20 protein-coding genes and 1 pseudogene are annotated in these 23,912 nt (G+C 37.8%); 12 read left to right on the top strand and 9 right to left on the bottom strand.

The features are described from left to right. Nucleotides 1–33: 33 nt before the first annotated feature. Nucleotides 34–1,581 (top strand): L-glutamate gamma-semialdehyde dehydrogenase, encoded by a 1,548-nt coding sequence (gene pruA, locus BR72_RS23600; protein WP_035437762.1) that lies wholly within the window; start codon nucleotides 34–36, stop codon nucleotides 1,579–1,581. A gap of 634 nt (nucleotides 1,582–2,215) precedes the next feature. Here the strand turns inward: pruA and BR72_RS23595 are convergent. The 6 genes from BR72_RS23595 to BR72_RS23570 all read right to left on the bottom strand — a co-directional run bounded on the left by BR72_RS23595 (nucleotide 2,216) and on the right by BR72_RS23570 (nucleotide 6,142). Beyond that, nucleotides 2,216–2,632 (bottom strand): PH domain-containing protein, encoded by a 417-nt coding sequence (locus BR72_RS23595; RefSeq protein ID WP_035437761.1) that lies wholly within the window; start codon nucleotides 2,630–2,632, stop codon nucleotides 2,216–2,218. Nucleotides 2,633–2,867: 235 nt separating this feature from the next. Beyond that, nucleotides 2,868–3,431 (bottom strand): cysteine hydrolase family protein, encoded by a 564-nt coding sequence (locus BR72_RS23590; protein WP_035437760.1) that lies wholly within the window; start codon nucleotides 3,429–3,431, stop codon nucleotides 2,868–2,870. A 120-nt stretch (nucleotides 3,432–3,551) separates the two neighbouring features. Continuing rightward, a complete protein-coding gene (locus tag BR72_RS23585; protein WP_035437759.1) occupies nucleotides 3,552–4,037 on the bottom strand; it encodes an HXXEE domain-containing protein in 486 nt (161 codons plus the stop codon). A 177-nt stretch (nucleotides 4,038–4,214) separates the two neighbouring features. Beyond that, entirely contained in the window at nucleotides 4,215–4,409 is a 195-nt protein-coding gene (locus tag BR72_RS23580) for a DUF3926 domain-containing protein (protein ID WP_035437758.1), read from the bottom strand. Then, nucleotides 4,402–5,583 carry an ArsA family ATPase gene (locus BR72_RS23575; protein WP_090998615.1) on the bottom strand — a complete coding sequence of 394 codons (1,182 nt, stop codon included), beginning with the start codon at nucleotides 5,581–5,583 and terminating at the stop codon, nucleotides 4,402–4,404. The genes BR72_RS23580 and BR72_RS23575 overlap by 8 nt, the downstream gene beginning before the upstream one ends. Nucleotides 5,584–5,659: 76 nt before the next feature. Then, nucleotides 5,660–6,142, bottom strand: coding sequence for a MarR family winged helix-turn-helix transcriptional regulator (locus tag BR72_RS23570; protein WP_035437756.1), 483 nt, complete (start codon nucleotides 6,140–6,142; stop codon nucleotides 5,660–5,662). A 232-nt stretch (nucleotides 6,143–6,374) separates the two neighbouring features. Here BR72_RS23570 and BR72_RS23565 point away from each other — a divergent pair, with 232 nt between their 5' ends. The 11 genes and pseudogenes from BR72_RS23565 (at nucleotide 6,375) to BR72_RS23515 (ending at nucleotide 19,954) form a co-directional block, all read left to right on the top strand. Beyond that, on the top strand, nucleotides 6,375–6,608 hold the full coding sequence (locus BR72_RS23565; protein ID WP_035437755.1) for a YiaA/YiaB family inner membrane protein: 234 nt from the start codon (nucleotides 6,375–6,377) through the stop codon (nucleotides 6,606–6,608). A gap of 144 nt (nucleotides 6,609–6,752) precedes the next feature. Further along, a complete protein-coding gene (gatC, locus tag BR72_RS23560; RefSeq protein ID WP_035437754.1) occupies nucleotides 6,753–7,043 on the top strand; it encodes an Asp-tRNA(Asn)/Glu-tRNA(Gln) amidotransferase subunit GatC in 291 nt (96 codons plus the stop codon). A gap of 15 nt (nucleotides 7,044–7,058) precedes the next feature. Next, a complete protein-coding gene (gene gatA / locus BR72_RS23555; protein WP_035437753.1) occupies nucleotides 7,059–8,516 on the top strand; it encodes an Asp-tRNA(Asn)/Glu-tRNA(Gln) amidotransferase subunit GatA in 1,458 nt (485 codons plus the stop codon). 14 nt (nucleotides 8,517–8,530) lie between these two features. Further along, the gene (gene gatB / locus BR72_RS23550) at nucleotides 8,531–9,961 is read left to right on the top strand and encodes an Asp-tRNA(Asn)/Glu-tRNA(Gln) amidotransferase subunit GatB (protein WP_035437752.1); all 1,431 of its coding nucleotides are present in this window, start codon (nucleotides 8,531–8,533) and stop codon (nucleotides 9,959–9,961) included. A 409-nt stretch (nucleotides 9,962–10,370) separates the two neighbouring features. Then, nucleotides 10,371–11,273: a diacylglycerol kinase gene (locus BR72_RS23545; protein WP_035437751.1), complete on the top strand. Its 903-nt coding sequence runs from the start codon at nucleotides 10,371–10,373 to the stop codon at nucleotides 11,271–11,273. A gap of 490 nt (nucleotides 11,274–11,763) precedes the next feature. Continuing rightward, a complete protein-coding gene (locus BR72_RS23540) occupies nucleotides 11,764–13,044 on the top strand; it encodes an L-cysteine desulfidase family protein (protein WP_035437750.1) in 1,281 nt (426 codons plus the stop codon). Nucleotides 13,045–13,383: 339 nt separating this feature from the next. Then, a pseudogene (locus BR72_RS27700) lies at nucleotides 13,384–13,473 on the top strand (ArsR family transcriptional regulator); the annotation flags it as partial. Nucleotides 13,474–13,543: 70 nt separating this feature from the next. Next, on the top strand, nucleotides 13,544–14,818 hold the full coding sequence (locus BR72_RS23535) for an MFS transporter (protein WP_035437749.1): 1,275 nt from the start codon (nucleotides 13,544–13,546) through the stop codon (nucleotides 14,816–14,818). A gap of 488 nt (nucleotides 14,819–15,306) precedes the next feature. Beyond that, on the top strand, nucleotides 15,307–16,668 hold the full coding sequence (gene gabT / locus BR72_RS23525; protein ID WP_035437747.1) for a 4-aminobutyrate--2-oxoglutarate transaminase: 1,362 nt from the start codon (nucleotides 15,307–15,309) through the stop codon (nucleotides 16,666–16,668). A gap of 327 nt (nucleotides 16,669–16,995) precedes the next feature. After that, nucleotides 16,996–18,372 (top strand): sigma-54 interaction domain-containing protein, encoded by a 1,377-nt coding sequence (locus BR72_RS23520; protein WP_035437746.1) that lies wholly within the window; start codon nucleotides 16,996–16,998, stop codon nucleotides 18,370–18,372. Nucleotides 18,373–18,544: 172 nt separating this feature from the next. Further along, a complete protein-coding gene (locus tag BR72_RS23515; RefSeq protein WP_371261888.1) occupies nucleotides 18,545–19,954 on the top strand; it encodes an NAD-dependent succinate-semialdehyde dehydrogenase in 1,410 nt (469 codons plus the stop codon). Nucleotides 19,955–19,999: 45 nt separating this feature from the next. Here BR72_RS23515 and BR72_RS23510 read toward each other — a convergent pair whose 3' ends face one another. The 3 genes from BR72_RS23510 to BR72_RS23500 form a co-directional block, all read right to left on the bottom strand. Then, nucleotides 20,000–21,229: an aminopeptidase gene (locus BR72_RS23510; protein ID WP_035437744.1), complete on the bottom strand. Its 1,230-nt coding sequence runs from the start codon at nucleotides 21,227–21,229 to the stop codon at nucleotides 20,000–20,002. Between the two features lie 95 nt (nucleotides 21,230–21,324). Beyond that, nucleotides 21,325–22,416, bottom strand: coding sequence for a polysaccharide deacetylase family protein (locus BR72_RS23505; RefSeq protein WP_035437743.1), 1,092 nt, complete (start codon nucleotides 22,414–22,416; stop codon nucleotides 21,325–21,327). Between the two features lie 129 nt (nucleotides 22,417–22,545). Next, on the bottom strand, nucleotides 22,546–23,664 hold the full coding sequence (locus tag BR72_RS23500; protein ID WP_035437795.1) for a polysaccharide deacetylase family protein: 1,119 nt from the start codon (nucleotides 23,662–23,664) through the stop codon (nucleotides 22,546–22,548). Between the last annotated feature and the right edge of the window lie 248 nt (nucleotides 23,665–23,912).

Below are 23,912 nucleotides of genomic sequence, written 5' to 3'. Positions count from 1 at the left end.
GTAAACGTTTTTTTCTAAGGGGAGGCTAAAATAATGGTAGTAGCATACAAACATGAGCCATTTACAGATTTTACAGTAGAGGCAAATAAAGTTGCATTTGAAGAAGGTTTAAAGAAAGTAGAATCTTATCTTGGACAAGACTATCCATTAATTATTGGGGGAGAAAAGATCACTACAGACGATAAAATCGTTTCTGTAAATCCTGCAAATAAAGAAGAAGTCGTTGGCCGCGTTTCAAAAGCAAGTCGTGAATTAGCAGAGAAAGCAATGCAAGTAGCGGATGAAACATTCCAAACTTGGAGAAAAACGAAACCAGAAATGCGCGCAGACATTTTATTCCGCGCAGCTGCAATCGTTCGCCGCAGAAAACATGAGTTTTCCGCAATTCTTGTAAAAGAAGCAGGTAAGCCATGGAATGAGGCAGATGCTGATACAGCAGAAGCAATTGACTTCATGGAGTACTATGGTCGTCAAATGTTGAAATTAAAAGATGGCATTCCGGTAGAAAGCCGTCCAATTGAATATAATCGTTTTTCTTACATTCCATTAGGAGTAGGTGTTATTATTTCTCCTTGGAACTTCCCATTCGCTATTATGGCTGGTATGACAACAGCTGCATTAGTGTCTGGTAACACTGTATTATTAAAACCAGCTAGTACAACACCTGTAGTAGCGGCGAAGTTTATGGAAGTATTAGAAGAAGCTGGCTTACCAGCAGGCGTAGTAAACTTCATTCCTGGTAACGGTTCTGAAGTTGGTGACTACTTAGTAGATCATCCTCGTACACGCTTCATCAGCTTCACTGGATCACGCGATGTTGGTATTCGTATTTACGAACGCGCAGCAAAAGTAAATCCAGGACAAATTTGGTTAAAACGCGTTATCGCTGAAATGGGCGGTAAAGATACAATTGTTGTTGATAAAGAAGCAGATCTTGAATTAGCAGCAAAATCTATCGTTGCATCTGCATTTGGATTCTCAGGACAAAAATGTTCTGCATGTTCTCGCGCAGTAATCCATGAAGATGTATACGATCACGTATTAAACCGTGCAATTGAATTAACAAATGAATTAACAGTAGGAAACCCAGCTGAAAAAGGCATAAACATGGGACCTGTTAACGACCAAGCTGCATTTGATAAAGTAATGAGCTACGTTGCGATTGGTAAAGAAGAAGGTAAACTTGTAGCGGGCGGTGAAGGTGATGATTCTCAAGGTTGGTTCATTAAACCAACAATCATTGCTGACGTTGCAGAAGATGCTCGTCTTATGAAAGAAGAAATCTTCGGACCAGTTGTAGCATTCTGCAAAGCAAAAGACTTTGATCATGCACTTGCAATTGCAAACAATACAGAATACGGTTTAACAGGAGCAGTTGTTACGAATAACCGTGAACATATTGAAAAAGCACGTGAAGACTTCCACGTTGGTAACTTATACTTTAACCGTGGATGTACTGGTGCAATCGTAGGTTACCAACCATTCGGTGGCTTTAACATGTCTGGTACAGACTCTAAAGCTGGTGGCCCTGACTACTTAGCACTTCACATGCAAGCAAAAACTACTTCTGAAACCCTATAAGAAGTATAGGAAAGACCTTCTCGCTAGCGAGAAGGTCTTTAATTATTTTATATACAAAAGGATATAAAAAACCCTTTTCTTTTTATGGGAGGGAGAGAGCGTCTGGCCGCGCATAGTAGCGGTCAGTGCCTGTTTCTGCCACGCCAAGCGTTTTCAAATAAAGAAGGGCAACAATCTGCATTGCCATTTTGATCTGCATGGCATCAATTTATATGCTGGAAAAAGAAAAATGAAATGTATGGCTGAGTAGTTACCTTTTTTATGGGAGGGAGAAAGCGTCTGGCCATCATGCATAGTAGCGGTCAATGCCTTTTCCTGCCACATGCTAAGTTTTAAACAAAAGGAGCAGGCCAGTAGCGAGCGCATTGTATTCTGCATAGCAGCGATTTATGTGTTGAAAGATCAGAATCGGTCAGAGAGTGAGTGTAGGTCTTTTTTTGCTCGGCGCGTTAGAATTGACTGTATTCAACTGGAATTCGTATAGGTAAATGAACTGATATCAGCGCTTTTTCAAATATATCGGCGAAAATGCCTCGTTTATCGGCGCTTTTTCGGATATATCAGCGCTTCGACACAAGATAAAGACCGTTCGGCAGTATTCGACATGCGCGCAGAAAGGAACTAACCTCCTAGGTTAGTTCCTATTTTTATTTAGAAGTGGACATTTCTCTTGCATTGTTTTCATAAATAAATCGGGGTCTTTTGGCAGCGATATAAGAGCTATATCATAGTTGCTATAAGTAATTTCTACGCGCTTAAACGTCCAGGCAGGTGCAGAAAGTAAGTTGTAAGTGTATCTGATGCTCGTTATTTCATGGAGCGGAATCATAATTTTAAAGAAACCAAATACAGCAATGAAATGTGTATGTGTAATCTCGTGATAAGAATGAAATAGTGCCCATAGAAGCATAAGTATAATGAGCAGCATAATGATTCCACCTATAATGGAGCCTGTATCAGCTTCTTTTGCAAAAAAGAGAATAAAAGGTATGGGACATAATGCAATAATGAGTAGAGACAGCAGTGGATTGCGTTGAATTGAAAATTTCATGAGTTACACATCCTTATTTTGGATTGTTACGCTTAATTTTAAATAAAAACAAACAAAATAACTAGAAAGTTTTACCCGTTCGTCATATTTCTCTGTATAAATTTTATAAGTTTCCTGTATAATACAATTTGAAGGAAAATCTATGATTAGACAAGAAGACACCGCTTTCAGTTTGCTCGCTGAAAGCGGTGTTTTTTTATATATACTTTAAGAAAAATAGAAACAATTTCTTTGATTAAGTCTGAAGGGATTGTTCGCGTTGTAAAAATTCTGCCTCGCTGATTACCTCAGCATATACGCCGTTTAAAGCAGCTAGAATGGTATTGTGAATGTATACAGCCGGAATTGAAACGTTTTTAAAGATTAAATCTTTCGTTGCACACGCATCATGCACCACTGTGCATGTAAAACCAAAATCAAAGGCAGCTCGTACTGTAGCGTCGATGCACATATGGGTCATCATGCCGCATACAACGACGTGTTCAATTTGAAAATTTTGTAATTTTTCTAATAGCGGTGTTTCTCGAAAACTATTAGGAAAATGCTTCAATATGACCGTTTCCTGTTGAAAAGGACGAACTCTTTCATGGATATGTACGCCTTCTGTATTCGGAAGAAGAAACGTTGCATTTTCCTGCATGGAAACATGTTGAATATGAAAAATAGGCTGGTTTGTATCACGGAAATGTTGTAGTATGCGCTGTGCATATTCGCTTGCTTCATCGGCGTTGCGTAGTTCCATCTTTCCATCTGGAAAATAATCATTTTGGATATCTACGAGTAAAAGAGCAGTTTTCATTTCTGTTACAGCCCCCCGTTTTCAATTTTGTATTCGTTTAATTATTCCATTACTTTAGAGAGTTTTCCTTTTATAGGGTGAAGAAATTTACATAAATTTAAAACTGAATTGTTTTCGTTTTTAATTAAACGGTTTAGAAATGGATTTTCCTATTTTGAATAGAATGGGGATTAAACTTATTAATACTCCTGCTACTATAAGTGTGGATAAAAATAACTCTCTAAAAGTTAATTCGTTGTTTTTAAAAAATTGATAAAGAATGAAACTATTAATAGGAATATTCAATAACATGCCAGTTAAAAGGCCTGGTGCATATCTTTTTAACACGATACTTGCGAGTAAATGGGGAAAAATGACGTTGATAATCATTGAACTAATGAAGCCAATAAGAATATATTTAGCCAGACTTGAATTTGGAGAAAATAAATAATAAAAAGTTGAAAGGTAAGCTAAAGAAGTAATAACGATAACTGCAAAATAAAATTCGTTTTTCCCTACAGGTTTGTGGAATTTTGAGGCGTGATTTGACCACTCTGGTAACCATACTGCTTCTTCTAAATTATGTAATGTAATAGCAAATAAAAATAAAATAACCAATTCTCCCAATGGAAAAACCTCCTCTGTCCAATTTGGTTCTATTAAATAATTATTGTGTATTGCGACGTTAATGCAGTATTTTTTCAAAAATCTACCCTACAATGGAAGTCTTAATTTTGCATGAGATTAAAACTAAGAAATTTAAGTGGAGGAGACCAGGATTTTCCCTGGTCTTTTCCTATATCATTATTCAATTGTCACACGTTTTAAAGAAGTTTCCGCAGGTTGCTTCTGTTCCTTTATATAAGAAGTGAGTTCTTCCTGAAATATGTTTAATAACCCTTTTGCTCGCTGCTGAAGCGGGGCAGGTAATTCGTTTATCATATACGACCCAACCTCAATTTTCGTCCGAATCATTTTTCGTAGTAAGTCTTCACGCATGAACGACACCTCCAAATCGAATGTTGAGGACATCACCTTCAAATTTTGCACCTTGAATGGATAAATGCGTTAATGTTTTTGGTAATGTAATGTTTCGCTTTACGGAACCAGCACGGATAATCAATTCGTCACCTTTTTGATTTAAAGAGAGTTCACTTTTATCAGAGAATGGGATGGATAGCACAAAGATATATTCATCGCCGTTTTTTGTGACATACTGCGTTCGGCCGTTAAACTTTACCGCAGTTGGATCAGGATCGTGTTTAAATAAAGCATCACCGACACGTTCTAACATAGATAAGCCAACTACTTCTTGTTCAAACATAGGTGCCTCGTAAATAGGAAGCGGCTGAAAACTATCTTGAATTAATGCTTTATATTTCTTTTGCGCATCTTTCCATGCTTGAAAATATGAATCTGTTACAGTATCAGGAATGATGCGATTAATCATGATGGCATCAACGTTGTAGTCATATAAATTTAAATATGTGAAGCTGCGCTGTGCTTCTTTAATCACCATTTTTTCCGGATTGACAACAACGCGAACGCTTGTTACCTCTCGGTTGGATAAAATATCTCTCATTTCACCGAGTTGTTCGAGCGTATTTGTTAATTCTTCCATAGTATCGTCGGTAGGAAGGGGGAATCCGATAAGTGGCTGTGCAACAGGACGGACAACTTTTAATACTTTACGTTTAATTGGAAATAGTTTTTCCATCCACCAGCCGAGCATATCAGGAAAGCTTAACATTGCTAATGTTTCGCCAGTTGGAGCACAATCAATAATGATGACATCATATGTTTTTTGTTTATAGTAATCTAATACACGCAATAAACTAATTAAATCTTCCATACCTGGGAACATCGTAAGTTCCTCTGTCGTAATATCGTCAGCTGCTTTTGATGTAAATAGCAATGTAATATATTTTTGCAGTTTACCCCAGCCCTTTTCCATTTCATAGATTGTATTAATCTCTTGCGCCCATAGGTTTTCACAAATTTCTTGAGGTTCTGATGAAAGTTTCATACCAAAGGAATCTCCTAAGCTATGTGCAGGATCGGTGCTCATGACTAACGTTTTTAATCCTTGTTTTGCACTTTGCATTGCTGTTGCTGCTGAAATACTTGTTTTTCCTACGCCGCCTTTACCTGTGTACAAAATAATTCTCATCATTCATATCCCCTTTGTTTCGATAGTCGAATATTACGAGAGTCGAAATATATTTTTGAATAAAAACCCGCAGAGGGGTCTATTCAATCGGAATGTTTTTAATCTTAGCTGAAGTAAGCTTTTCTTCTGGTTTTTGTGGTGATGTAGCAATATGATTCATGATCTTTTGGAAGATCTGTAGTAAAAATGCCTTTTCTTCTTCTGATAGCGCTTCTGTTACAAGGCTAAAGTAATAAGCAGCATTTTGTTTTACTTCTCCTACAAGCTCTAGACCAGCTTCCGTTAAACGAATCAATACAATGCGACGATCACTTTCACTTCGATAGCGCTCAATATATCCTTTTTTTACGAGACGGTTGACTACACCTGTTGTCGTACTCATTGGAATATCGAGAAGCTCCGCAATTTTACTCATTGTAATGTCTGTATTTCGCTCCATCCAAAGCAAGCAAAATACTTCTGTTTTTGAAAGTGATAAATCAAGGCTTACCCATTCTTCAGGATAGAAAAGCTTCTTGGCGTTATCAAGCAGTAAGTCTAAAAAATGTTCGTATTGCAGCAATTATTTCCACTCCCGTATATTTCGAGGTTCGTAATATATTTTTCATTCTATGCTCAATTGTAATAAATGTCAATTGTTTTTAAATTTTCAGACTAAATCTATTTTATTCTTTATAAAGAACTATATATATGCTAGAGTAATACAAAAGATAGGCTATTTTACATATTCCTTCATAATATGGATAATAATGCACTATCTAATAGTGAGTTGAGCAATGATAAGGGGGATAATAATGAGAAGGAGAAATACTCAAGCGTTCACATTTTTAGCATGGACTTCTTTCGTTTGTGCGCTTTCTGGTATGCTAATTGGTATTTATACGTTAGATGAAACACTTAGTGTAAAAGGCTATTATTTAATTGGTACATTATTTTTAACAATGTCTAGTTTTGTGCTGCAAAAAACAATTCGTGATAATGAGGAAGATAATGAACACCTTCCGAAGAAAGAACCAATTGAAAAGTAATAAAATGACAGGGAAGGCGAAAGCCTTTCTTTTTTTGTCCAAAAATGAGTGAAGTACGCTGTGTTGACTTGCTTGAACTACTGAAAATTTGGTATCATCAATAGTATTGTAGATTGTACGATATATTATGGAGGTGGCCTAGCCGTGTCAAGAATTTCCGTTGAGAATGTAAAGCACGTTGCCCATTTAGCGCGTCTTGCAATTACTGATCAAGAAGCAGAAAAATTTCAAAAACAACTCGATGCAATTGTTACATTTGCAGAGCAGTTAAATGAATTAGATACAACAAAAGTAAAACCAACAACTCACGTATTAGATATGAAGAATATTATGCGTGAAGACGTACCTGAAAAAGGTTTACCAGTTGAAGAAGTATTAAAAAATGCACCGGATCACAAAGAGAATCAAATCCGTGTTCCAGCAGTTTTAGAATAGAGGAGGGGAATTTCGATGTCATTATTTGATCATTCTGTATCAGAGTTACATAAGAAGTTAAACAGCAAAGAAATTTCCGTTACGGATTTAGTAGAGGAATCTTACAAACGTATTGCGGATGTTGAAGATAACGTAAAAGCTTTTCTTACATTAGATGAAGAAAATGCACGTGCGAAAGCGAAGGAATTAGATGCGAAGTTAGGCGCTGAAGATAACGGTTTACTATTTGGTATGCCAATTGGCGTGAAAGATAACATCGTAACAAAAGGTCTTCGTACAACATGTGCGAGCAAAATATTAGCAAACTTTGACCCAATTTATGATGCAACAGTTGTGCAAAAGCTAAACGCTGCTGACACAATTACAATTGGTAAATTAAACATGGATGAGTTTGCGATGGGTTCTTCTAACGAAAACTCTGGTTTTTATGCAACAAAGAATCCATGGAATTTAGATTATGTTCCAGGTGGATCTAGTGGTGGTTCTGCAGCAGCAGTAGCAGCAGGAGAAGTATTATTCTCTTTAGGTTCTGATACAGGTGGTTCCATCCGTCAACCAGCAGCATATTGCGGTGTTGTTGGTTTAAAACCAACATATGGTCGTGTATCTCGCTATGGTTTAGTTGCGTTTGCATCTTCTCTTGACCAAATCGGACCGATTACGCGTACAGTAGAAGACAATGCATACTTACTACAAGCGATTTCTGGTGTGGACCGTATGGATACAACTTCTGCAAACATTGAAGTTGGAAATTACTTAGCTGGTTTAACTGGTGACGTAAAAGGCTTACGCATCGCTGTGCCAAAAGAATATTTAGGTGAAGGTGTTGGCGAAGAAGCTCGTGAATCTGTACTAGCTGCGTTAAAAGTGTTAGAAGGCATGGGCGCAACTTGGGAAGAAGTATCGCTTCCACACTCTAAATACGCATTAGCAGCATACTACTTAATCTCTTCTTCTGAAGCGTCTGCAAACCTTTCACGCTTTGATGGCGTACGTTACGGCGTTCGTTCTGATAATGTGAATAACTTAATGGACCTTTACAAGAATACGCGTAGCGAAGGCTTCGGTGACGAAGTAAAACGTCGTATTATGCTTGGTACATTTGCACTTAGCTCTGGTTACTATGATGCATATTACAAAAAAGCACAACAAGTACGTACATTAATTAAAAATGATTTTGAAAATGTATTTGCAAACTATGATGTTATTATTGGACCAACAACGCCAACTCCAGCGTTTAAAGTGGGCGAAAAAGTCGATGATCCAATGACAATGTATGCAAATGATATTTTAACAATTCCAGTAAACTTAGCAGGTGTTCCGGCAATTTCTGTTCCGTGTGGATTCGGTGCAAACAACATGCCACTTGGACTACAAATTATCGGTAAACACTTCGATGAAGCAACAATTTATCGCGTTGCACATGCGTTCGAGCAAGCAACAGATTATCATACAAAAAAAGCAAGTCTGTAAGGAGGCGAGCATAGATGAATTTTGAAACAATTATCGGTTTAGAGGTTCACGTTGAGTTAAAAACGAATTCGAAAATTTTCTCTGCGAGTCCAACAGAATTTGGAGCGGATCCAAATACACAAACAAGTGTAATTGACTTAGGATATCCTGGGGTGCTTCCAACTCTAAATAAAGAGGCAGTTAACTTTGCAATGAAAGCTGCAATGGCATTAAACTGTGAAATCGCAACAGAAACAAAATTTGACCGTAAAAACTATTTCTATCCAGATAACCCGAAAGCATACCAAATTTCTCAATATGATAAACCAATTGGGGAAAATGGTTGGATTGAAATTGAAGTAGACGGTAAAAAGAAACGTATCGGTATTACACGTCTTCATTTAGAAGAAGATGCAGGTAAATCAACGCATACAAGCGAAGGCTACTCATTAGTAGACTATAACCGTCAAGGTATGCCGTTAATCGAAATCGTATCTGAGCCAGATATGCGTACGCCAGAAGAAGCATATGCATACTTAGAAAAATTAAAGTCTATCATTCAATATACAGGCGTATCTGATTGTAAGATGGAAGAGGGTTCCCTTCGTTGTGATGCGAACATTTCCCTTCGTCCAGTTGGACAAGAGAAATTCGGTACAAAAGCGGAATTGAAAAACTTAAACTCTTTCACTTACGTACAAAAAGGTCTTGAATTTGAACAAGTGCGTCAAGAAAAAGAGCTATTATCAGGTGGTATCATCCAACAAGAAACACGCCGCTATGATGAAGCGACAAAGAAAACAATCTTAATGCGTGTGAAAGAAGGATCTGACGATTACCGTTACTTCCCAGAGCCAGACTTAGTAGAGCTTTACATCGACGATGAGTGGAAAGAGCGCGTTCGCGCTTCTATTCCTGAGCTTCCAGATGCTCGTAAAGTACGTTATGTAGAAGAGCTTGGCTTACCAGCTTATGATGCACACGTATTAACATTAACGAAAGAGATGTCTGATTTCTTCGAAGCAACAGTTGTAGACGGTGCAGACGCGAAATTAACATCAAACTGGTTAATGGGTGAAGTATTAGCATACTTAAACAAACAACAAAAAGAATTACAAGACGTAGCACTAACACCAGCTGGTTTATCTAAAATGATTCAATTAATTGAAAAAGGTACAATTTCGTCTAAAATTGCGAAAAAAGTATTTAACGAATTAATTGAAAACGGTGGAGACCCAGAAGAAATTGTAAAAGCAAAAGGTCTTGTTCAAATTTCTGACGAAGGAGCACTTCGCAAAATCGTAACAGAAATTCTTGATAATAATGAACAATCTATTGAAGATTTCAAAAACGGTAAAGACCGTGCAATTGGCTTCTTAGTTGGTCAAATTATGAAAGCTACAAAAGGACAAGCAAATCCGCCACTTGTTAATAAAATCTTACTTGAAGAGATTAACAAGCGATAATAAAGAAAAGCGGAGGTGGATGGTTCTAGCCACCAAAGTTAGACAGTAGCAGCAAAGATTAATCAGAAAAAACACCCATAAATGGGTGTTTTTCTGGGTTAATCAAACGTTTGTTTAAATGGTATTTCGTTTAAACAAACGTTTGATTAACTGACAAAGATAAGGGAAATGCTGTCATGTTAAGTTTGGTAAGATAGTTGCAAAAAGCTTCTAATAATGATAAATCTAAATTTAGAGAGAATTTTTTCATCATATGAAATAAATAGCACCTTAATGTGAAAAATGAAGTTATATAGCTTCGTGAGAGTGAAAAATGGAAGGAGGGTATGCATAGGAATGCTAAGTAAATACTTAGCGGCTATTCCTTTCCCTTTTTTGATGAATGAGGGTTTTCCTGTGCTAATATTATATGAAACGAGCAAGAATTATTTATAATCCAACTTCTGGTCGTGAGTTGTTTAAGAAAAACTTACCGGAAGTACTGCAAAAATTAGAACAAGCAGGATATGAAACATCATGTCATGCGACAACAGGTCCTGGAGATGCAACTGTGGCAGCGAGACAAGCGGCAGAGCGTAAGTTTGATGTTGTTATCGCAGCAGGCGGCGACGGTACATTAAATGAAGTTGTAAATGGGTTAGTTGGAAATGACCATCGTCCAAAATTCGGAATTATTCCAGTTGGAACAACAAATGACTTTGCTAGGGCGATTGGTGTACCTCGTACAATTGAAGAAGCCGTTGATATCATTTGTGCTGGTCAAACGGTACCTCTTGATCTTGGAAGAGCAAATGATACATACTTTATTAATATTGCAGGCGGTGGCCGCATAACTGAATTAACATACGAAGTACCAAGTAAATTAAAAACAGTACTTGGACAACTTGCTTATTATTTAAAAGGTATTGAAATGTTACCATCTTTACATCCAACATATGTAGAAATTGAGTATGATGGAAAAATATTACGAGAAGAAATTACAATGTTTTTAATTACAAATACACGATCAGTCGGTGGCTTTGAAAAAGTAGCGCCGTATGCTTCTATTAATGATGGTTTATTTGATTTGTTAATATTAAAAAAAGGATCGATTGCAGACTTAATTAAAGCAGCGACACAAGCGCAGCGCGGCGAGCATATCAATAATCCGAAAGTGCTATATACACAAGCAAATCGAATTAAAGTACATTCAACAGAAAAATTAATGATTAATTTAGATGGTGAATATGGCGGAGATGCACCGATGGAGTTTGAAAATATGTATCACTGTTTGGAATTATTTGTTCCAGAACAGCAGGAAACTACCTTGTAAGAGGTAGTTTTTTTTGTGAAGAATGGGAAACCGCCTTTTTTAGATGGGTGAGAGCGTTTGGCCGCACGTGGAAGCGGTCAGTGCCCTTTTCTACTTAAAACAAAAGGAGGAAACAAATAGCGTCCATGATGTATTTGCATAGTAAGTATATTGAAAAATTAAAAGGACTCGAAAACGCTTTGTAATCGTTTACATATCATGGTACTATTAAATTGTAATAATAATAAATTATTACGATAATTTATTATTATTACAATTTAATACAGGTGGTATTGGAGAATGAAACATTATTACAGCAATACTATCCGTTCGTTACATTTCTTTCGAAGGTAGTGGAAGAAAATTGTAAAGTGGCGAAAAATGTTATAAATATCTGAACCAACTATATACCGTTATTTATAGAAGATTAAAGATGAAAACAATTAATTGTTTGCGAAAACTTGTTCATTATTTTACATAATGAGTAGTTGAAAGACAGGAGGGGTAATTTGTGAACAAGAATAGTATGTTACGTGTGTTAGAGAAAGAATTAGTCGTTGCTTTAGGGTGTACAGAACCAGTGTCGATTGCGTTAGCCGCAGCTACTGCAAGAGATTATATGAAGGGTGACATACAGTCCATCGAAGTATTTGCAAGTACAAATGTTATTAAAAATGCAATGGCGGTTGGTATACCAGGAATGAAGGCTACGGGAATTGACTTTGTTGCTGCTTTAGGTGTGTTAGCCGGAGATAGTAAAAAAGGTTTAGAAGTGTTAGCCGGAGTTTCAGAAGAAGATGAAGAACAAGCAATCTCTTTAGTAGAAGCGGGGCAGGTGTCTGTAGAATTAGCAGATACGTCTAAAAAGCTATACATTGAAGTGAAGCTTACGACTGACGCGGGATATACAAGAGTTATTATTTATGATAATCACACATTTATCGCATTAGTAGAAGCGAATGGAGAGCTTGTTTATAAGAATGGATGTGGAAATACAAACTTTTCCACTTCTGAAGAAGAACGTGATGAACTAACGATTCCGGAAATATATGAATTTGTTACGACTGTAGATGTAATGGAATTGGCACTTGTAAAAAAGAGTATTGAACTGAATCGTAATGTGGCATTAGATGGTCTGTCGAATGAATATGGCTTACAAGTTGGAAAAACATTAAAGACAAATGTATTAAAAGGAATTCTATCAGATGATTTAACAACTCATGCGATGGCGTTAGCAGCTGCTGGTTCAGATGCGCGTATGGCGGGTTCGACAATGCCAGTAATGGCTAACTCAGGAAGCGGTAATCAAGGGATTGCCGTAACGATGCCTGTAGTAGCTGCAGGTGAGAAATTGAATGCTTCTGAAGAAGAGTTAATTCGTGCTGTTACGTTAAGCCATTTATTAGCGATTTACATTAAAAATCAATTTGGGCGTTTGTCTGCACTTTGCGGTGTAACAGTTGCTGGTGCAAGTGCATCGGCTGCTATTACGTATTTATTAGGCGGAGATATTGAAAAGATAAAGTATGCCATCCAAAATACACTTGGAAATGTAACAGGGATGCTTTGTGACGGAGCAAAAGCAGGATGTGCGATGAAAGTAGCAACTTGTTCAAGCGCAGCTGTACAATCTGCACTGTTAGCCTCACAAGGAATGTGTATCTCTGCTACAGATGGATTTATCGAAACAGATGTTGATAAAACAATCGAGAACTTTTGCCGATTAGGAAATGAAGGTTCACCGAATATGGATAAGATCATGCTAGAGATGATGATTAATAAAAGAAAATAGTAGTGATGTATCACCGTGGATGTTATTCATAATCAAATGAAGAAAAACGCCATTCTTTCTATAGAATTATAGGAAAGGATGGCGTTTTTGTATGTAATTGCTCAAGTTTTTCCATAACCATCTAAAATTATTTTTCGGTTCATACATTTCACTTCCAGTTTTCTTTATTCCCAGCGTTAATGAATATTTGCGGAGGTGAACTTAAAAATTGAAATATCAAATCATTAAAATCTGGAGGTAGCTGAGTAGTTATGAAAACGGATGAATTGACAAAGATTTATATGTAGGATTACACTCAAACTATTCAATTAATTAATTGAATAGTTCGGGGGATTTTACATGCTTAATGAACGAAGTTTAAAAGATTTATAATATCAAGAGTTTGCAAGAGTAGGAAAAAGTTTATCTAGCCCAAAGCGGTTGGAAATTACGTTATTTACGAACTAGCTGATAAAGCTGTTACGTTTTAATCAGCAAGATGTAAAGAAGGTGTTCATAAATGTTCGATAAAGCACAAGATTCAATCGAGAGTTACATAACTTCTCCAGAAAAGCTAAAAAAATTATATAGAAGAGTGTTATTCGTTGTGAGCCTATCACAGATTTTCGGCGGGGCTGGTTTAGCGGCGGGAATTACTGTAGGTGCCCTGTTAGCACAACAAATGCTTGGAACTGATGCCTATGCAGGAGTTCCAGCAGCTTTATATACTTTAGGTTCAGCATGCGCAGCTTTAATTGTAGGAAGACTTTCTCAACGTTATGGACGTCGGACAGGTCTCGCAACCGGTTTTATTGTCGGCGGACTCGGTGCAATTGGAGTTGTGATTGCAGCCATGATGAATAATATAATTCTATTATTTGCTTCTCTATTGATTTATGGTTCAGGTACAGCAACAAATTTACAAGCTCGTTATGCTGGGACTGACTTAGCGAATAAAAAACAACGAGCAACTGCTATTAGTGTTACGATGGTTATGACAACATTTGGGGCTGTTGCAGGGCCAAATTTAGTGAATATTATGGGAGATTTTGCTCTTTTTATTGGAGTTCCAGCACTTGCAGGTCCATTCATTTTATCAGCTACAGCATTTATCTTAGCAGGTATTGTACTGTTTATTATGCTTCGCCCAGATCCATTAGATATTTCCAAAAAGATATTAGCTTATAAAAAGGAATTTGAGTATGAAAATGATTCAAATCCCGTTGATAAAGCAGTAAATAAAAGAGGTCTTGCGGTCGGTGCCACAATTATGGTTCTTACGCAAATTGTAATGGTTGCAATTATGACTATGACACCGGTTCATATGAAACATCATGGTCATGGTTTAACTGAAATCGGAATTGTGATTGCGTTTCATGTAGGTTCTATGTATTTCCCCTCACTTGTCACAGGTGTTCTTGTAGATAAAATAGGTCGAACAGTCATGAGCATAGCTGCTGGTACTACATTGTTATTTGCTGGTTTATTAGCAGCATTCGCGCCGATGGATTCAATGGTTCTATTAGTACTTGCTCTTTCTTTACTTGGATTGGGCTGGAATTTTGGTTTAATCAGTGGTACAGCTCTAATCGTTGATTCTACGGATCCTTCAACACGTGCAAAAACGCAAGGAACACTCGATGTTTTTATTGCACTAGCAGGGGCTTCTGGCGGTGCTCTTTCAGGAATAATAGTAGCGAATACAAGTTATGCTACATTAGCTTTGAGCGGAGGGTTTTTATCTTTAATTCTCATACCTGTTGTGATTTGGTCCCATAAAGGAAGAGAACAATAGGGTTTTAGGATAAAGTGAAACTTTAATCAGTAGGGGGGGTTCTTCATCCCCTACTGATTATTAGTTGAACCAATCGGCTTTTACGGGCAGTTATTCCCCAGCTATCTTCCTTAGAAAAGCGGAAGCGGCTCGCTCAGAATCGCAGGACGTTGGAGCCCAAGACGGAGAGGCGCTTTTTGCCTCGTCCGAGGGGGCGAAACGACCGGAGATTCTAGCCGCTAGAGCTGGACAACGATTCTCTCTCAATCTTGAGGTGGGGGTAGTTCAATCTTAAAATATTAGTAGTTTAAAAACTTAGCCTGATGGGCGTGTAACGGTACCACATATAGATAGAAATCTTTTTGGTAAGTCATTAAAGACTTGAAATAAGTCTTTAATGACTTATTTTTGTGTCAAAACGTACGAAAACATAAGAGAATCGTACATTTATAAGTTGGCACACATCTTGCATTATAAAAAGCAAATGACTAAAAGAGGTGGAAGATATTATGAAAACAAATTTTGCGAAAGTAAATCAAAATATTCCGGGTTCAAAAGCAGCTTCATTATTTGAACGCCGTCAAAATATTGTCCCAAGAGGAGTAAGTAATGGCATTCAAACATTTGTTCAATCGGCTCAAGGGGCACTTGTGACAGATGTAGATGGAAATCAATTTATCGACTTTGCGGGGGCAATCGGTACAATTAACGTCGGACATTGTCACCCGGCCGTTACAGAAGCTCTTCATAAGCAAATCGATCAATATATCCATACAGGTTTTAACGTAATGATGTATGAGTCGTATATTGAATTGGCAGAAAAGCTAGCTACGCTCGCACCGGGTAACTTTGATAAGCAAGTTTTGTTTTTAAATAGCGGGGCTGAAGCGGTTGAAAATGCAGTGAAAATTGCTCGTAAGTATACGAAACGAACAGGGATTATTGCCTTTACAAAAGGATTTCACGGCCGCACATTAATGACGATGACAATGACAAGTAAAGTAAAGCCATATAAAAATGGATTTGGTCCATTTGCACCAGAAGTTTATAAAGCGCCATTCCCTTACGAATATCGCCGTCCAGCTGGATTAACAGAAGAACAATATGAAGATTTCATTATTGAAGAATTTAAAAACTTCTTAATCACAGAAGTTGCACCAGAAAGTATTGCTGCTGTTGTGATGGAGCCTGTACAAGGAGAAGGCGGTTTTATCGTTCCTGGTAAAAAGTTTGTAAAAGAAGTACACCGTTTATGTGCTGAAAATGGTATTTTGTTCGTTGCTGATGAAATTCAAACAGGATTTGGCCGTACGGGTAAATATTTTGCGATTGACCATTACGATGTCGTACCGGATTTAATTACGGTATCGAAATCGCTAGGGGCGGGTGTACCAATTAGCGGTGTAATTGGCCGAAAAGAAGTAATGAATGAGGCTGCGCCAGGTGAACTAGGCGGAACGTATGCTGGAAGTCCATTAGGATGCAGTGCTGCATTAGCGGTTCTTGAAGTAATGGAGAAAGAAAATTTAAATGAAAGAGCTGTGCATATTGGAAAAGTAGTGATGGATCGTTTTCAGCAAATGGCTGAAAAATATGAATGCATTGGTGATGTTCGCGGACTAGGGGCGATGTGTGCCTTTGAATTAGTGAAAGACAAAATGACGAAAGAACCGAATAAAGAACTAGCTACTAATCTTATTGCAGAAACAAATAAGAGAGGTTTGCTGCTATTGACGGCAGGTGCGTATGGAAATGTCGTGCGCGTTTTAATGCCGCTTGTGATTACGGATGAGCAGCTTGAAGAAGGGCTTATGATTTTAGAGGAGTCGCTTCAGTCTTGTTATGGGAAAGTAGATAAAGCACACGTGTAAAAACCTCTTTCTTTTAGGTGGGCGAGAGGGTCTGGCCGCGCGTAGTAGCGGTCATGGCTTGTTTCTGCCGCATGCCATGTTTAAAACATAAGGATGAAGCGAGTGAGGGTTATGTAGTGTTCTGCGAGGCCACACTTGAAGCTGTTTAAATTGCGATTTAAAAACTTGTTTGCCACTGTTCCTATGCTCCCTGTTATATAATGATAAGAAAGCATTATATAAATTGGACGTGTTTGCATATTATGCCTATTAAAAGGTAAACCCTGCGGTGTTTTGAGACAGGGTTATGAAACTTTTAAAATATTTAAACCTCAGGGAGTGACTGGGATGGTGGCGGAAAAGGAACGAGCGTTTATGGATTTGAAAGATGTATTTGAATACGCTTTTGATGAAATTTTTGTAACTGATGAGAAAGGGATTGTCGTTCGTGTAAACAGCATGTGTGAAAGACATTACCAGTTACCGGCGGAACAATTAATTGGTAAGAGTGTAAAAGAGCTGCAAAAGGACGGGATTTTTTATCCGTCAGCAACTCTTGAAGTGATTGAAAAACAGAAGCCGGTGGAAATTGTGCAAACGACAAAATCGGGAGAGTATTTACATGTTCGAACGCGACCAGTTTTTGATGATCAGGGCAATTTACGAAGGGTCATTAGCTACTCACGTGATTTAACAGAGCTTTATCAATTGCGTCAACAGGTAGAGGCGATGACTGATCAATTAAAAACGTATAAAAAAGAATTACGAGAAACATATGAACATGAAGGACTTATTTTTAAAAGTGCGGCTATGGAGAGAATAGTTGGAACAATAAAAAAGGTATCTGTAGTCGATAGTACAGTTCTTGTTTTAGGAGAGACCGGAGTTGGAAAAAGTCGATTGGTACGCCATTTACATGAACTGAGCCATCGGAAAAATGAAATGTTTTATGAAACCAATTGTGCAGCATTGCCAACGAATTTAATTGAGTCCGAATTATTCGGATATGCAGGCGGTTCTTTTACAGGCGCGCATCGTGAAGGGAAAAAAGGGATTTTAGAACTGGCCGATAAAGGAACGCTCTTTTTAGATGAAATTGGTGAAATGCCTCTTGAAATTCAAGCAAAGCTTTTACAAGTATTACAGGAAAAAACGTTTCGCTCAGTAGGCGGCAGAGAATTAAAGAAAGTAGATGTTCGCATTGTAGCTGCAACGAATAGAAATTTGCAAGAGATGGTGAAGCAGGGGACGTTTCGAAAGGATTTGTATTATCGCCTAAACGTTATTCCTATTTACATTCCTCCTTTACGTGAGAGGCAGGAAGACATTTTACCGCTTGTTTCTTATTATTTGCAGCATTTTAATGAGAAGTATGGACGCAGCGTGACATTATCTCCGCATGTGTTGCATGCATTTTTAGAATACCCGTGGGAAGGAAACAACCGCGAAATAGAAAATGTAATGGAACGTGTTGTCATTACTGCAGATGAGCTTGTGACAATGGAGGATTTACCATTATCTATGCAAAAGTCGACGATTGAGCAATCGGGGAAAAGTTTGTATGAAATGTTAGAAGATGTAGAGCGCAGTATTATTTTAAAGGCGTATAAAGTGCATGGATCAAGTTATAGAGTAGCAGAGGCGCTAAAGATTAGTCAGTCTGCGGCGACGAGGAAAATTAAGAGGTTTATTGAAGAGGAAGAAGGGTCGATGAAGCCGATTTGAGAAGACCAACATAAAAAACCTTTCTTTTTTGGGGTGGTCGAGAGCGGGTTTATGTAGTGTTTTGCGAGGCTGCGAGCATCTTGTTTTTTAGGTTACATAAAAAGGTATATCATAGTAACTATAAAGGAGGAAGAACGAAGTGGATAAAAAGGCAATGTTAGATAAGAAAGCGATGTACGTAAATGGAGAGTGGATTCATTTGCATGAGCAAATTGAAATTAACAATCCTGCTACGCAAGAGGTGTTTGCGACTGTTCCGAAGGGCGGAGTAACGGAGGCGAAGCAAGCAGTGGATGCGGCGCATGAGGCGTTTAAGACTTGGTCGAAGTTAACGGCAGCAGAGCGCGCGAACAAGTTGAAAAAGTGGTTTACGTTAATTGATGAGCATAAAGAAGAAATCGCTGCTATTATGACAAAAGAACAAGGAAAACCGTTTCCAGAAGCGCTTGGTGAAGTAAATTATGCAAATAGTTTTGTAGAATGGTATGCGGAAGAAGGAAAGCGTGTATATGGCGAAATGATTCCGGCTTCTCACCCGAATAAGCGAATCCTTGTAACAAAACAACCTGTTGGTGTCATAGCAGCAATTACGCCGTGGAACTTCCCGGCAGCGATGATTACAAGAAAAGTAGCACCTGCATTAGCGGCTGGTTGTACGGCAGTTGTGAAACCAGCAAGTCAAACGCCATTAACAGCGTTAAAATTAGCTGAACTTGCGCATGAAGCGGATATTCCTAAAGGTGTTTTAAATATTGTAACAGGAAGCGCGAAAGCAATTGCTGATACATGGATGAATGATGGACGTGTGAGAAAGGTATCCTTTACGGGATCAACGGAAATTGGCAAAGAATTAATGCGCGGTGCTGCAGAAACAGTGAAAAAAGTTTCTCTAGAATTAGGTGGTCATGCACCATTTATTGTAATGAATGATGCGGATTTAGATAAAGCTGTTGAAGCGGTAATTGGTTCGAAATTCCGTAATGCTGGCCAAACGTGTATTTGTACAAATCGCGTGTTTGTTCAAGAAGATGTATATGAAAACTTCGTAGAGAAGTTCCAAAAAGCTGTCGGAGAGTTACAGGTAGGTGACGGTTTTGCAGAAGGCACAACTGTTGGGCCACTTATTGATCAATCAGCTGTTGAAAAAGTACAAGAACATATTGAAGATGCCATTCAAAAGGGCGGAAAGGTACTGAACGGAGGCCAAAAGGTTGCGGAATTAAACGGTCACTTTGTTCAGCCAACTGTAATCGGCGAAGCGAATGATGATATGTTATGTATGACAGAAGAAACATTTGGGCCGCTTGCACCTGTTGCAAAATTTAAAACAGCTGAAGAAGTAATTGAGCGCGCGAATAACACGCCGTACGGCCTAGCAGCGTATGTCTTTACAACAAATATTAGTCAAGCATTCCAAATTAGCGAAGCGCTGGAATACGGAATTATCGGTTTAAATGACGGTCTTCCATCGGTTGCCCAAGCGCCATTTGGTGGATTTAAAGAAAGTGGTATCGGCCGTGAAGGTGGTCACTTTGGAATTGAAGAGTATGTAGAAATTAAATATATTTCATTAGGGCTATAAAAAAAATCGCATCAACGAAACCGTTGATGCGATTCTTTATGGGTATTAAAACGCCCAATTCCCTTTACGGAAGATTGGTTCATGTGTATCGTCTGCTGTAATACCATCAATATCTAGTTCGCCAGAGCCAATCATAAAGTCTACGTGTGTAATACTAGAGTTTGCACCGTTTGCTTCAAGCTCTTCTTTTGACATTGTTTTACCACCGTCTAAGTTGAAGGCATAAGCGTTACCGATTGCTAAATGGCAAGATGCATTTTCATCAAACAATGTGTTATAGAACAAAATATTTGTATTCGAAATAGGTGAATTGTGCGGTACTAATGCAATCTCTCCTAAGAATCGAGCACCTTCATCTGATTCAATTAAATGTTTCAATGTTTCTTCTCCAACTTCAGCTTTACAGTCTACAATGCGTCCATTTTCAAATGTAAGCGTAAAGTTATCAATTACATTTCCAGCGTACACTAATGGCTTTGTACTTGCTACATATCCATTTACGCCTGTTTTTAATGGCATTGTAAATACTTCTTCAGTTGGAATGTTTGCCATGAATGGGACATTTTTTTCGTTAATGCTGCCAGCACCTACCCATAAATGTTTTTCAGGAAGTTCGATTGTTAAATCTGTTCCTGGTCCTTTGTAGGATAGTGCTTTATAGTGTTTATCGTTTAAATAGTGTACTTTCGTATGTAAGTTATCGTCATGTTCTTTCCACGCTTCAACTGGATTTTCTAAGTTCGCACGAGTAGCTTGGAAAATTGCATCCCATAATTTTGCCACTTGTTCTTCTTCTGGTACATCTGGGAATACCTTCGCTGCCCATTCCACTGTTGGAACAGAAATTACACACCAGCTTACTTTGTCAGCTTGCATATATTCGCGAACTGTTTTCATCGCTTCTCCAGCTGCCCGGTTTGCGCTCGCAATGCGCTTTGGATCCACACCTTTTAATAAATCTGGATTTTCTGCGTAAATAGACATAAATGCTGCGCCTTCTTTTGCTAGTTCTTCACGTGCACGTGCTTTCCAAGCAGGGAATTCAGAAAAGGCTTCTTCTGGTGCTAAATCAAATTTTAAGCGTGATAATTGCTCATCTACAAAGTCAACGTATACATGTTTTGCTCCAGATTCATAAGCTTTTTTTGTAACAAGACGAACGAACGGAGCAGCTTCAATTGGTGCGCCAATACTTAACGTTTGTCCAGGTTGAATATTTACTCCGATATTTACCGCGAGTGAAGCATATTTTTCTAACGTTTGCTCAAATGACATATGCATTCTCCTTTATTCAAATATTTCTTATATACATAATACAGGAAAATTCTGAAATTATAAATAGAACCCGATTGCAATCGGGTTCTATTTTCTTATTTAATTGCTAACGCAAACTGTTCTACAGTCGTATTGTTATGAATACGGACACGCTTCATGCGTAATAACTCATCTGATTCACCTTTTGTAATGAATTGTCCAGGCTTTGTTGTTGTCGCAAATTGATAATATTTTTTCGTTTCTGCCACAACTTGATCATTTACATGGCCAAATGGATAAGCAATCGCAATAACAGGTTTTCCGGTAACTTTTTCGAGTTTCTCCTTCGAACCTTTTAGCTCTGCTTCATAGTTTGTGATTTTCGGTAAATCTGCATGTGTCGCGGTATGAGATTGAACAGAAAAAATTCCGGAGTTTACCATTTCTTTTATGTCAGCTGTCGATAGAGAACCTTCTGTATCGATGGAATCGGTAATCATATACTCTGTTGCAGTTGGTTTGAATTTATTATCTTTTAGTTTTTGTAAAATATGAAAAGCGTTTAAATTATTTTTCATCCCATCATCAAATGTAACGAAAATCGGCTTGTTCACTTTGTTAATATCGTCCCAGCGTTCAAATGTTAAAAGTGTATAGCCATTATCTTTTAAGTGCTTCATTTGCGCTTCAAAGTTGGCAGGGGAAACAAATAGGTCTTTAATACCGCTTCCTTCTTTATAATCATCAATCGCATGATACATTAAAATAGGTGCGTGTTGTTGAAAGACAATTGCTGATTTTGTAAGGGGAATAGTTTTTCCATCTTCTTTTACACCATTTGCCTCAATTTGATATTCTCCGCGTTTTCCTTCAAATTCTTTTAAATCGAACGGTAAAGAAAAATGATTTTCTTTTTCTTTAGAAGAAAATGTTTTGCCACTTTCCTTCCCGTCAGCGGTGCGCCAAATTTTGTATTGCACTTCTGTCAGAGGATCTTTTACATCTTTTGTATTGATAACGGTGTTTGTTGATTCATGTGTAATTGGATTCCACGAAATGGATCCTTGCGGTTGTATTTTCTCTTCTGTTTTCTTAGCTGGTTGCTGCTTTGAAATAGCTGATTCTTTTTTCGGTTCTGTTTGAGTCGTATTACTACAGCCAGTGATGAACAGAGTAGAGAGTAGTATCGTAGAAATATATTTTTTCATAGTATAAGCGTCCTTTAATTAAATTGTATAAGAAGAGGCTGCCTTGTTCATAAAACAGCCTCACGATATATAAATTCATTTTTCCACATATAAGTCGCTGTTATGCAGTAGGAATGTGTATGTAGATCATTAATTGCGCTCTCTTACCAATGCTGTAAATTCACCGATTGTTGTTTTAGGTCCGACAAAATGGCGTTTAATTAAATATTGCTCGTTTGGTGTACCTTTTGTAAGGTGATTGCCATGATCTGTTGTTACGGCAAATTCGTAATGTTTTTTCGTTTCTGCAACAGCTTGGTCGTTATAAGAACCTACTGGATATGCAAGGGCGATGATTTTCTTACCAGTGACACCTTCGATTTTTTCTTTTGAAACGCGTAGTTCTTCATCATAATTGTTAGAAAAAGCCATCATCGCATGAGTAGATGTGTGCGATTGGATAGAGAAAATACCGGAACCTGCCATCTCTTTAATCTCATCTTTTGAAAGACGGTTTGGTGCATCCATATCATTGGCAACAATAAACTCTGTTGCTGCTGGTTGGAATTTATCATCTTTTAAACCTTGTAAAATTCTAAGGGCATTCATATTATTTTTTCGTCCATCATCTAACGTGATAAAGACAGGTTTATTGACACGATTTATATCATTCCAGCGTTCAAAAGTCAGTAGTGTATACCCATTATCTTTTAAATATTTCATATGTAACTCGAATTGTTCTGGCGGTACATACAAACCTAACTCACCGTCACCTGGTCCAGAGTATTTTTCAATTGCATGATACATGAGAATTGGTACAGACTGTTGGAATGTAATTGTAGATTTCGCAAGAGGTACTTGTGTGCCATCTTCTTTTAATCCTGTTGTTTCAATTTGATATTCTCCGCGTTTCAAATTGAAAGCTTTTAAGTGGAATGGGAAAGCAAAGTTACGTTCTTTTTCATGTGATGAAAATGTTTGTTTGCTTTCAGGGCCATCAGCAGTGCGCCAAACGTGGTATTGTACTTCCTTAAACGCATCTTTTAAATTGTTCATATAGAGCACAGTGTTTTTCGCATCAGGTGCAAAAGGTTCCCATGTTATATTCCCTTGTGTTAAGGGAACGTCGACTGTTTTCGCTTCAACTTTCTTCGTTTCCTGTTGCTTCTCGGCAGCTGCATCTTTTTTCTGTTTATCACTAGTCGCACTAGTATTGCAGCCTACGAGAATAGTAGAAGAAAGTAAAGCTAGTAGTGCATATTTCTTCATCATATCCATCCTTCTATTGTGTATTATACCCTTGTTAATCATATCACTCTCAAATGAAGAGGGGAATATACTTTTTTGGATAATTACGACAAAGATACTGAATTTTTGCAAATAATTATGAAGATGTATGTTTATTAGAAAAAGGTGATGTAAAAAAACTTTTTTTAAGGGGGACGAGAGGATCTGGCAGCGCATAGAAACGTTCAGGGCTTTTTTCTGTTCTTTAATAATAAGTAAGAGACCAAATA

Origin of the sequence: Bacillus sp. UNC322MFChir4.1, from assembly GCF_000746135.1 — a bacterium.
Lineage (GTDB): Bacteria > Bacillota > Bacilli > Bacillales > Bacillaceae_G > Bacillus_A.
The sequence above is the reverse complement of the archived record's forward strand: the minus strand, read 5'-3'. Positions and strand labels throughout refer to the sequence as shown.

Coding starts and splice junctions, on each gene's coding strand:
- BR72_RS23590 (WP_035437760.1), bottom strand. CDS start 3,431: ATGAAAACTGCTCTTTTACTCGTAGATATCCAAAATGATTATTTTCCA.
- BR72_RS23565 (WP_035437755.1), top strand. CDS start 6,375: ATGAGAAGGAGAAATACTCAAGCGTTCACATTTTTAGCATGGACTTCT.
- BR72_RS23520 (WP_035437746.1), top strand. CDS start 16,996: ATGGTGGCGGAAAAGGAACGAGCGTTTATGGATTTGAAAGATGTATTT.
- gatB (WP_035437752.1), top strand. CDS start 8,531: ATGAATTTTGAAACAATTATCGGTTTAGAGGTTCACGTTGAGTTAAAA.
- BR72_RS23595 (WP_035437761.1), bottom strand. CDS start 2,632: ATGAAATTTTCAATTCAACGCAATCCACTGCTGTCTCTACTCATTATT.
- BR72_RS23580 (WP_035437758.1), bottom strand. CDS start 4,409: ATGCGTGAAGACTTACTACGAAAAATGATTCGGACGAAAATTGAGGTT.
- BR72_RS23515 (WP_371261888.1), top strand. CDS start 18,545: ATGTACGTAAATGGAGAGTGGATTCATTTGCATGAGCAAATTGAAATT.
- BR72_RS23510 (WP_035437744.1), bottom strand. CDS start 21,229: ATGTCATTTGAGCAAACGTTAGAAAAATATGCTTCACTCGCGGTAAAT.
- gatA (WP_035437753.1), top strand. CDS start 7,059: ATGTCATTATTTGATCATTCTGTATCAGAGTTACATAAGAAGTTAAAC.
- BR72_RS23545 (WP_035437751.1), top strand. CDS start 10,371: ATGAAACGAGCAAGAATTATTTATAATCCAACTTCTGGTCGTGAGTTG.
- pruA (WP_035437762.1), top strand. CDS start 34: ATGGTAGTAGCATACAAACATGAGCCATTTACAGATTTTACAGTAGAG.
- BR72_RS23500 (WP_035437795.1), bottom strand. CDS start 23,664: ATGAAGAAATATGCACTACTAGCTTTACTTTCTTCTACTATTCTCGTA.
- gabT (WP_035437747.1), top strand. CDS start 15,307: ATGAAAACAAATTTTGCGAAAGTAAATCAAAATATTCCGGGTTCAAAA.
- BR72_RS23575 (WP_090998615.1), bottom strand. CDS start 5,583: ATGATGAGAATTATTTTGTACACAGGTAAAGGCGGCGTAGGAAAAACA.
- BR72_RS23535 (WP_035437749.1), top strand. CDS start 13,544: ATGTTCGATAAAGCACAAGATTCAATCGAGAGTTACATAACTTCTCCA.
- BR72_RS23505 (WP_035437743.1), bottom strand. CDS start 22,416: ATGAAAAAATATATTTCTACGATACTACTCTCTACTCTGTTCATCACT.